Source organism: Gemmatimonadota bacterium (assembly GCA_039715185.1).
GTDB lineage: Bacteria > Gemmatimonadota > Gemmatimonadetes > Longimicrobiales > RSA9 > DATHRK01.
This window is the reverse complement of the sequence record JBDLIA010000043.1, coordinates 18,142-27,654: the sequence shown is the minus strand read 5'-3', so window position 1 is coordinate 27,654 and position 9,513 is coordinate 18,142. Positions and strand designations below refer to the sequence as shown.

Sequence of the window (9,513 nt, the reverse complement as noted above, 5' to 3'; positions counted from 1 at the left end):
GCCGCGGGATGCAGCGCGGGCCGAATGCCTACGGGACTTCTGCAACGGTACACTAGCGCGCGTTCAGTCGCTTGCCGGCCGCACCGGGCAGCGTCCACTATGGTCGGCCCTGGCGCGCCTTCGGACGGGCGTGACCACACATATACACACCACACCACACCAGCCATGCGTAAGCCCATGCTACGCGGGGGGACGGTCGCGGTCTGGCTCAGCCTGTCGGCCGCGTGCGCCGGAGGGGCTCAGCCCCCGGCGCCACCCACCCCGCAGGACGACTCACCCCCCACCGAGGCGGCAGCCGCCTTCGCCTCCACCTATCAGCCGATGCCGTCGCAGACCACCGTCTTACGAGGGGCGACGGTCATGACCGCGGCCGGGCCGACCATGGAGCGAGCCGACGTGCTCCTGGTGGACGGGCTCGTGGAGGCCGTGGGGCCCGATCTGGACGCCCCCGCGGGAGCGCGAGAGATCGACGCCACGGGCAAGTGGGTCACGCCGGGCATCATCGACACGCACTCGCACATGGGCGTGTACGCCGCTCCCGGAGACGCGTCGCTGAGCGACGGCAACGAGGCCACCTCCCCGAACACCGCCGAGGTCTGGGCCGAGCATTCGGTCTGGCCTCACGATCCGCAGTACGCGCTGGCGCTCGCCGGTGGGGTGACGACGTTCCACGTCCTGCCGGGATCGGCCAACCTGTTCGGGGGCCGCGGCGTGACCCTGCGCAACGTGCCCTCGCGCACGATGCAGGGGATGAAGTTCCCGGACGCGCCGTACACGCTGAAGATGGCCTGCGGAGAGAATCCCAAGCGTGTCTACGGGGGGCGCGGCCGCTCGCCGTCGACGCGCATGGGCAACGTGGCCGGATACCGGTCGGCCTGGATCGAGGCCGCCGACTACAAGCGGAAAACGGACAAATGGGAGGCGGACGGCGCCGACCCGGCGCAGCGCCCCAAGCGGAACCTGCGGCTCGAGACGCTCGCGGGAGTGCTGGCGGGCGAGATCCGGATCCAGAACCACTGCTACCGCGGCGACGAGATGGCCGTGATGCTCGACATCGCCGCGGAGTTCGGCTACGAGATCGCCAGCTTCCACCACGCGGTCGAGGCGTACAAGGTGCGCGACCGCCTGGCCGAAACGGGCACGTGCGCCAGCATGTGGGCCGATTGGTGGGGCTTCAAGCTGGAGTCCTACGACGGCATCCGCGCCAACATCGCGCTGGTGGAGGATGCCGGCGCGTGCGCCATCCTGCACACCGACGACTCGGGTGGCGTCCAGAGAATGAACGTGGACGCGGCGGTGGCGCTCGCCGCGGGGCTGGAGGCCGGCCTGGACCTGGACCGGGACGACGCGCTGCGATGGATCACGATCAATCCCGCGCGAGCCCTGGGGGTGGAGGACGAGGTCGGATCCCTCGAGACCGGCAAGAGGGCCGATGTCGTGATCTGGTCCGGCGATCCGTTCAGCATCTACTCGCGAGCCGAATTGGTCCTCATCGACGGCGCCATCGCCTACGACCGCTCCGACCCGGAGCACCAGCCGCTCGCCGATTTCATGCTTGGCATCCTGCCCGAGGAGGTGACCCCGTGACGCCCGCCAGGAAGGTTGTCCGAGCCGCTTGGCTGGCGGCGCTCGTGCTGGTGAGCGGAGACGCCGCGGCGCAGACCGTCGCGGTCACGAACGCGCGCATACACACGGTCTCCGGAAGCGTGATCGAGGGCGGCACGATCGTCTTCGAGGACGGCCGGATCGTGGCCCTGGGCGCCGATTTGCAGGCGCCGGCGGGCGCCCTCGTGATCGACGGCACGGGCAAGGTCGTTACCCCAGGACTGATCGAGTCGTCCTCGCAACTCGGCGTCGTGGAGATAGGCGCCGTGCGCCAGACGGTGGACGCTTCCAGCTCGGACGACCGCGTCACCGCCGCGTTCCGCGCTTCGGACGGACTCAACCCCTTCTCCACTCTGATCCCGGTGGCGGCGACGGGCGGCGTCACGCGCGCGGTGGTGAGGCCCACCGGCGCGGCGCTGATCCGCGGCCAGGCGGCGTTGATCGACCTGGACGGCGCTCGCCCCGCCGACCTGATTGTGCGCGACCCGCTGGCGATGGTGTCGGCGCTGGACCAGGGCGCCGCCGGCAGGTTCGGGGGATCGCGCGGAGCAGCGCTGATGCGCATGCGCGAGGCGCTCCAGGACGCGCGTGACTACGCCGCCAACAGGGGCGCCTTCAACGCCGGGGCGCGACGCGAATACGCGCTGAGTCGGCTGGATCTGGAGGCGCTCGTACCGGTCGTGAACGGCGAGCTGCCGCTCGTGCTGGACGCCAACCGCACGACGGAGATCCTGGCGGCGATCGCGCTCGCCGAGGAGTTCGGCCTGGACCTCATCCTGTCGGGCGCGGCCGAGGGCTGGGTGGTGGCCGATGCGATCGCGGAGGCGGGCGTGCCCGTCGTCACCAACCCCACCGAGAACATCCCGAGCTACGACCGGCTGGCGATCTCCCTGGAGGGCGCCGCGCGCCTCGCCGAAGCTGGCGTTCCGGTCGCGTTCTCCACCGGCGTGCTCGTCGGCTCACCGGCTCTGGGGACACACAACGTGCGCAACCTGCGGCTGCTGGCGGGCGCCGCCGTGCGCAACGGCATGCCGTACGCGGACGCGCTGCGCGCCGTCACGCTGACGCCGGCGGAGGTGTGGGGCGTGGCGGAGGACGTGGGCTCGCTGGAGCCCGGCAAGTCCGCCGACGTGGTCGTCTGGAGTGGCGATCCGTTCGAGCCCCTGACGCGCGCCGAGCACGTGTTCATCGCCGGCCGGGAGATGGACGCCCCTACGCGCCAGGACAGGCTGCTGGAGCGTTACCGCTCGATCGGGGGGGCCGTGCCTGAAGCCTACAAGAAGTAGCCCACCGGCCGCGCCTGCGTAGCGGGCCACGGCCAGGCCATGCGCTCATTACGCCAACGGCCCCGGCGAGGAAACTCGTCGGGGCCGCAACTTTTTTCGCACCAGACACCGCGCGGCGCGTCTGTACTCAAACGGAGAAGTACAGGTACAGGCCGTACGCGCCGATCCCCGCGCCCGCGACCGCCACCAGCGCCCCAGCGTCCCCTTCGATGAGTATGCCCGTTACGAGAAGCGCCGCTCCGGCTATCATGAGCGCGGAGGCATGACCCCTGGTCACGGGTCGCAGCGCGACGTCGTCGGTCGCGAACCGGTTTTCGACCTTGGGCTCCAGGGAGATTGCTTCGAATCGGGGCGAAATCACCCGCGGACCGGCCGGGAGGTCGATCGCTCCGGTGTCCTTCAGATGCTCGCCCGCGTTCTGGCCGACCACCGCCGAGGCCCCCGGGCGCGCATCCTCATCGGCCGACCTTTCCTGCGCGACCGAAGTCGCAGGGATCGCGAGCAACGCCAGCAGCAGGACGGCTCCAAGTCGTGCCTTCATCTTCCCCAACTCCCATCTCCGACCACACCAACGCGTGCGACCGATTGCGATCGCCGCCTTTGTCGGGGCACTAGAAGGGCAACTGCCATGCCAGGGGATCCGAAGATCCGCCGGCATCAGACGCTCAGACGGCCCTTGTGCTCCCGATTGTCGATCAGCCGCTCCACGAACTGGACGCGCTCCTCCATGTGATCGAAGCGGTCGCTCATCCGCTCCAGGAGGTGGGTAACCCGCTCGAACTGCACCGCGCTCAAGTCGGATGGCCCCCGCAGGGCGGCCTTCCGTTCCTCGGCCATGGCCTCGATCAGGAGGCCGATCTTCTTGGTCACGGGCCTCAAAATGGCCACCGCGCCGATCATCAGGAACAGGAAAATCGGGATCAGCTCTTCCATGCGTTTCGTCTCCGGGTACCGGGGTACGCACCATTACGCGCGGGCGCCCGTACCGGTTTCAGGGGTCGATCGGCTGATCGCCTTCCCCGGAGTAGTCGGGCGGCCCCACCACTGCGCCGGTCCTCTCTCCCAGGCCGGACAACGCACGCCAGCCGCGGTAGCCGACGCGCCACAAGAGCAAGCCCAGATACCCGAGGGCGAAATAGCCGACGAGTTGTAGCCATACCGCGCGCGCTCCGAGCAGCGCCCCGGACGCGATCGTAACGGCTACCGAATAGATGCCCACGAGGCTCAGGACGAAGCCCGTGGCGATGAGAAATCCGTACAGCGCGCGCTTCATTGACCACCCGGTTTCGGAGGGATCGATCTGGCGGCGAGCATCGTGCCACGCGCGCCCGGGCGCAAGGGCCGACCCTACGCCAGCACGTCGGCGAACTCCAGGTCCTCGGCGGCGAGCACGAACGCCGCCGACGGCAGTCCGTCGGCCAGCGCCACGGTGCGCGCGTAGTAGGCCGCGAAGTCGTCGCCGGGTTGGGCGAGCCCCAGGAAGACGAGGTCCGCGCTGGCGGAAGACTCGCGCAGGATTTCGGCGAAGGGTCGTCCGTCGCTCACCAGCACCTCGGAAGTGGCGCCGATGCGGAGGCCGCCGATGAGCTCGTCCAGGTTGCGGCGCGCGGCCTCCGCGGCGTCCTCGTTCTCGACTACGAGCTTGAGGCGCACGTGCGCGAGACCCCAGTCCACGCTGGTGCGCAGCAGATACGCCAGCAGGATCATCAGGCCGCCGTTCTTCTGCAGCCCGCCCCACCAGACGTCGATGCGGCGCCGCTGCCCGAACCCGCGCCCGGGGTGCGTGCGCAGGATGATCACGTTGCGTCGGGCGGCGTGAAGGTTGGCTATCATCTGACAATAGCGCGCCCGGCGCTCCTTGCTTTCGCTCTGCCCCATCAGGATGGTATTGGGCACGAGCGGCCCCAGTCCGTAGGCCTCGGCCAACCGCTCCGCTCCGGAGTACGGGTCGGGCGCGCTCACGAGCCGCACGAGCGCTCGCACGCCGCGTCGCGCCAGGTGTTCGCGGATGGTCCGCTCCAGCTTCTCCTGCCTCCCTACGTCGCCCACGCTGGGCGGCACCACGGAAGCCACCGTCATGAGCGCGCGACTGTGGCCGATGGCCGAGCCGAACTCGATCAGCGGCCAGCGCGTGGTCGGCGCGCCGGAGAGAACCAGCAGGTGCGGGCGCCAGTTCTTCGCGTCGGCCTGAGCCCGAATCCTGAACACGCCGGCGCGCACCAGCGCGAGCCAGACGCCGTGCCGAACGTCGCCCCAGGCGGCCTCCAGCTCGCGCCGTTCCAGCCACACGTAGATGCCCAGGATCGAGACCGCCGCCACCACCGTCGCCGCCGCGTTGATGAGGAACATCACCCACAGGCAGCCGACGGCACCGAGGAGCGACAGCGACCAGTGCACGCGGAATACCGGCCGGAAGGACGGACTGCGCAGAAAGCCCTCCACCCCGGCCGCGACGTTCAGGACCAGATAGGTGGTGAGGAAGAACATGGTCAGGACCGGCGCGATGGCGTTGAGGTTGCCGAGCGCGACCGCGGCCAACGCTATCCCCATCGTAAACGCGGTCCCCGCCCGGGGCTCATCGGACGGTCCGCTGCCTTTGGCCAGGAATCTCATCGGCCGGGGCAGCACGCCGTCGCGGGCCAACGCCTGGAGCACGCGCGGGGCGGCCAGGATGCTACCGACCGCGCTCGACAACGTCGCGCCCCAGATGCCGAGTAGGATCGCGTCGCCCCAGATCGCCATGCGCCGCATGATCAGGGGGTCCGTCCGCAGCGCTTCCGGTTCCGCCCACACCGCCAGCAGAAGCGGCAGCGCCATGTAGATCAGGTAGCCGACGCCGATCGCGGCGAGGGTGCCGCGCGGAATCGACTTCGCCGGGTTCCTCAGATCCCCGGACATGTTCACGCCGGCCATGATCCCGGTCACCGCGGGGAAGAACACCGCGAACACCACCCAGAACCCGACCTGACCCACGTCCGTCGCGAGGATCGCCGCGTCCGGCAGCACGCCAATTGACCCCTCGCGCGCGGGGTGCCCGGCGAGCAGGGAGATGAGCGACAGCCCGATCGCGCCCATGATCACGTATTGGGCGCGGATGGCGAACGCCGCCGATCGGATCGCGACCAACGCCACCAGCACCGTCACCGCCAGAGCCACCATGCGCTGGTCGAGCGCCGGCCAGACGCCGGCGACGCTCTCGGCGAAACCGATCGTGTACAGCGCCACCGACAGCGCCTGGGCGATGTAGAGGGGGATGCCCACCGCGCCGCCCGTCTCGATGCCGAGCGCGCGGCTGATCATGTAGTACGCGCCCCCGACGCGGACCCGGCGGTCGGTGGCGATGGCCGACACGGACAGTCCGGTGAGGAAGGTGATCGCCGTCGCGAGCGTCACGATCCCGAGCGTCCCGACGAGTCCCACGTTGCCCACGACCCAGCCGAAGCGCAGGTACATGATCACGCCCAGGATCGTCAGGATCGACGGCGTGAACACACCGCCGAACGTCCCCAGACCCTTGTCTCCTCGGCGCACGTCGGGCGTGTCGGTCGCGGTCTGCGCGCGATTCATCGGGCGGAGGCGCCCGCAGGGGCGCGGCTGGAGTATGGAGTGGGAGGCACGGACCGAAACCTGCTTGGTCGATGGGCCGGGGCGCAACGGAGCCAACCCGGGCGCCGCCACGGGAGTCGAAAGGAGGTCTCGGCCCGTGAATGACATCCGCTGGGTACGGACGCTGGCGCGCGTGCTGGATCGCGCGATCCGTGTCCCGGGAACCGATTTCCGGATCGGGCTGGACGGGCTGCTGGGCTTGCTACCCGGTCTCGGGGACGCGGCCGGGATGGCGCTCTCCACCGCGATCGTGCTGGCCGCCGTGCGGGCCGGCGCGCCGCGGGGCGTGCTGAGCCGCATGCTCGCGAACGTGGCGCTGGATGCGGCGCTCGGCGCGGTCCCGCTGCTCGGGGACGCCTTCGACTTCGCGTGGAAGGCGAACGCGCGCAACGCGCTGCTTTTGGAGCGCTTCCTGGAGGACCCGGCGCCCGTGAAGGGAGCGAGTCGGGGGTTCACGGCGGTCGTGATAGCCGCCCTCACGGCGCTGTCCGGCCTCGCTGTTTGGGCCGGATACATTGTTTTGCGGACACTACTTGGAGGGTAGAAATGGCACGACGGCGACTTCGAGCGAGTGCGCTGGCGCTGGTGCTGGCCGGTTGTGGCGCCGACGCCGAGCCCGAACCGGAGCCGGCGGCCGAGGTCGCTGCGCTGCGGTCGGCGGACGCCGTCGCAGGCGTGATCGCGGGCATCGGGTCCGACGATATCCTCCAGCGTGTAGGCTTCCTGGCCGACGACCGACTGCGCGGCAGGGACACGCCCAGCCCGGGACTGGACAGCGCGGCGGCGTACATCGCGCGCGAGTTCGATCGCATGGGGCTGGAGCGCGGCGGGGAGGCGGGACTCTTCCAGCAGCGCTACCCGTATCCGCTCGTGGAGCGCGCCGGCGACCCGGTCCTGATCGCCGCGTCCGGCGAGGAGCTGGTCCTCGGGACGCACTTCGCGGCGGCGCCGGGCTCGCCGGGGACCGGCCAGGACGCCGAGGCCGTGTACCTGGACATCGACGGCCCTCGCGACGCGTTCGCGGAGGCGCGGGGCCGCATCGCCGTCATGCCCCTCGCCGGAGATCCGGCGGATCGCGCCTGGCGGATCAGCAGATCGTCCGCGGTGCGGCAAGCCACCGCCGCAGGGGCCGCCGCCGCGCTGCTGGTGCTCGACGCCTCCGTGGGCCCGGCCGGCTTCGCGCGGCTGGACGAGGCGACCTCTCGCCCAGGGCGCGTGCTGGGCGGCGCGCAGGAGCAGATCCCGGTGTTCTACGTGGCGCGCGAGGCTGCCGCAGGACTCTTTCCCGAGACCGACCTGGTGGGCTTCTGGGATGACGCCGTGGCCGGGGACGTCCCTCCGCGGACCGCCGGCGTCCTCACCTATCGAGCGACGGCCCGCGAGAGCGACGCCGCCACCGCGCCGAACGTGGCCGGCGTGCTGCGCGGCTCCGACCCCGCGCTGGCCGACTCGTACGTGGTCTTCAGCGCGCACATGGACCACGTGGGCGTCGGCCGCCCCGACGAGTCCGGCGACTCGATCTACAACGGCGCGGACGACGACGCGTCGGGCACGTCCGCCTTGCTGGAGATCGCCGAGGCGTTCGCCGCGCTCGACACCCCGCCCGCGCGCTCGGTCATGTTCCTGGCCGTCAGCGGCGAGGAGAAGGGACTGCTGGGGTCGCGCTGGTTCAGCGACCACCCGACGGTGCCCGTGGCGTCCATCGTCGCCAACATCAACATCGACATGGTCGCCCGCAATGCCCCGGATTCGATCGTCGTGATCGGGCAGGAGTACTCGTCATTGGGCCCGCTCGTCCGCGGCGTGGCCAGCGGCTATCCGGAGCTGGGGCTGACGGTCTCCGAGGACCTGTGGCCCGAGCAGCGCTTCTTCTTCCGCAGCGACCATTTCAACTTCGCCCGGCACGAGATCCCGGCGCTGTTCTTCTTCGCCGGGGTGCACGAGGACTACCACAGGCCTTCGGATGAAATCGAGCTGATCGACGCGGACAAGGTGGCGCGGGTGGCTCGCCTCGCCTTCCTGACCGGGCTGGCGGTGGCCGACGACGAGGAGCCGCCGCGCTGGGAGCCGGAGGGACTGGAGGAGGTGCGGGCGCTTACCCGCTGACGGGCCTATCGAACCGAGGCCGAGCGTCCGTCGCCCCGATCGCGGCGACCTCCCTCGCCGGATCACCGGCGGGCGCTCGCGCCTCGGCCGCGCCAGGGGAGTCGGCGCCCGGATCGCCGAACAGCACCGCGCGGTTCTGGTAGAGGATCAGGAGGCCCATCCCGATCAAGAACACGGCGAATGCCTTTCGGAGCGCCAGCGCGGGGACGTGGCGGACGAGTCGGGTGCCGATGAGGATGCCCACGATGGCCACGGCGGCGAAGCCCGCCATGAAGGACCACAGCACATCCACCAACCCCAAGTAGCCCCAGAAGCCGCTGCCCGCGTTCAACGCGATCACGAGCAGGGAGGTGCCCACGGCGCGCTTCATGGGTACCCTCGCCAGGAGGACCAGCGCCGGTACGATCAGGAAGCCGCCTCCCACGCCTACCAACCCCGTGAGCACGCCTACAACCAGACCCAGCAGCGCCACGAAGGCCAGGCGGAAGGGCGACGCCACGTCGCCCTCGTCCGGAGGGTCGGGCCTACCGTGCAGCATGAAGCCCGCCGCGGCCAGCATCACGAAGGCGAACAAGGTCAGCTGCCCGGCCCCGCTGAAAAACGCGGACATGCGGGCTCCCGCGAAGGTCCCGGCCATTGCGAACGGCGCGAACAGGAACGCTGTCCGCAGCGCCACGTTGCCCACCCGCCAGTGAGTGACCGCGCCCACCAGCGCGGTGACCGACACCACCGCCAGACTCATGGCGATGGCCGACTTCGCCTCGATCCCGAGGGCGTAGACGAAGATCGGCACCGTGAGGATAGAGCCGCCGCCGCCCAGTAGTCCGAGGGAGACGCCGACCAGTAGCGCGAGAACGAGTCCGAGCGTAGTCACGGCGGCCCAATGTGGGACGCCCGGTCTTTGAGAGCG

General features: G+C 70.4%; 9 protein-coding genes. 4 read left to right on the top strand and 5 right to left on the bottom strand.

What is annotated here, in order from left to right; all coding sequences use genetic code 11:
• The first annotated feature begins 177 nt into the window (after positions 1 to 177).
• Together ABFS34_09530 and ABFS34_09525 are read left to right on the top strand one after the other, a co-directional pair.
• Positions 178 to 1,587, top strand: a complete 1,410-nt coding sequence (locus tag ABFS34_09530) for an amidohydrolase family protein (protein MEN8375676.1) — start codon at positions 178 to 180, stop codon at positions 1,585 to 1,587.
• Positions 1,584 to 2,891: an amidohydrolase family protein gene (locus tag ABFS34_09525; protein ID MEN8375675.1), complete on the top strand. Its 1,308-nt coding sequence runs from the start codon at positions 1,584 to 1,586 to the stop codon at positions 2,889 to 2,891. The genes ABFS34_09530 and ABFS34_09525 overlap by 4 nt, the downstream gene beginning before the upstream one ends.
• 127 nt (positions 2,892 to 3,018) lie before the next feature.
• Here the strand turns inward: ABFS34_09525 and ABFS34_09520 are convergent, their stop codons facing one another.
• The 4 genes from ABFS34_09520 to ABFS34_09505 all read right to left on the bottom strand — a co-directional run bounded on the left by ABFS34_09520 (position 3,019) and on the right by ABFS34_09505 (position 6,458).
• Positions 3,019 to 3,432 carry a hypothetical protein gene (locus ABFS34_09520; protein MEN8375674.1) on the bottom strand — a complete coding sequence of 138 codons (414 nt, stop codon included), beginning with the start codon at positions 3,430 to 3,432 and terminating at the stop codon, positions 3,019 to 3,021.
• Between the two features lie 116 nt (positions 3,433 to 3,548).
• Positions 3,549 to 3,824, bottom strand: coding sequence for a hypothetical protein (locus ABFS34_09515; GenBank protein MEN8375673.1), 276 nt, complete (start codon positions 3,822 to 3,824; stop codon positions 3,549 to 3,551).
• 58 nt (positions 3,825 to 3,882) lie between these two features.
• Positions 3,883 to 4,164, bottom strand: coding sequence for a hypothetical protein (locus tag ABFS34_09510; protein MEN8375672.1), 282 nt, complete (start codon positions 4,162 to 4,164; stop codon positions 3,883 to 3,885).
• Between the two features lie 74 nt (positions 4,165 to 4,238).
• Positions 4,239 to 6,458, bottom strand: coding sequence for a Na-K-Cl cotransporter (locus ABFS34_09505; protein ID MEN8375671.1), 2,220 nt, complete (start codon positions 6,456 to 6,458; stop codon positions 4,239 to 4,241).
• A 136-nt stretch (positions 6,459 to 6,594) separates the two neighbouring features.
• On the opposite strand from ABFS34_09505, the gene ABFS34_09500 reads away from it, so the two are divergent.
• Positions 6,595 to 7,041 (top strand): DUF4112 domain-containing protein, encoded by a 447-nt coding sequence (locus ABFS34_09500; protein MEN8375670.1) that lies wholly within the window; start codon positions 6,595 to 6,597, stop codon positions 7,039 to 7,041.
• 2 nt (positions 7,042 to 7,043) lie between these two features.
• Complete coding sequence (locus ABFS34_09495) at positions 7,044 to 8,603, top strand: M28 family peptidase (GenBank protein ID MEN8375669.1); 1,560 nt, start codon at positions 7,044 to 7,046, stop codon at positions 8,601 to 8,603.
• On the opposite strand, the gene ABFS34_09490 is transcribed toward ABFS34_09495, so the two are convergent.
• The gene (locus ABFS34_09490; GenBank protein MEN8375668.1) at positions 8,593 to 9,477 is read right to left on the bottom strand and encodes a sulfite exporter TauE/SafE family protein; all 885 of its coding nucleotides are present in this window, start codon (positions 9,475 to 9,477) and stop codon (positions 8,593 to 8,595) included. The two genes, ABFS34_09495 and ABFS34_09490, sit on opposite strands and share 11 nt — an antisense overlap.
• Between the last annotated feature and the right edge of the window lie 36 nt (positions 9,478 to 9,513).

Coding starts and splice junctions, on each gene's coding strand:
- ABFS34_09530 (MEN8375676.1), top strand. CDS start 178: ATGCTACGCGGGGGGACGGTCGCGGTCTGGCTCAGCCTGTCGGCCGCG.
- ABFS34_09520 (MEN8375674.1), bottom strand. CDS start 3,432: ATGAAGGCACGACTTGGAGCCGTCCTGCTGCTGGCGTTGCTCGCGATC.
- ABFS34_09515 (MEN8375673.1), bottom strand. CDS start 3,824: ATGGAAGAGCTGATCCCGATTTTCCTGTTCCTGATGATCGGCGCGGTG.
- ABFS34_09510 (MEN8375672.1), bottom strand. CDS start 4,164: ATGAAGCGCGCGCTGTACGGATTTCTCATCGCCACGGGCTTCGTCCTG.
- ABFS34_09505 (MEN8375671.1), bottom strand. CDS start 6,458: ATGAATCGCGCGCAGACCGCGACCGACACGCCCGACGTGCGCCGAGGA.
- ABFS34_09495 (MEN8375669.1), top strand. CDS start 7,044: ATGGCACGACGGCGACTTCGAGCGAGTGCGCTGGCGCTGGTGCTGGCC.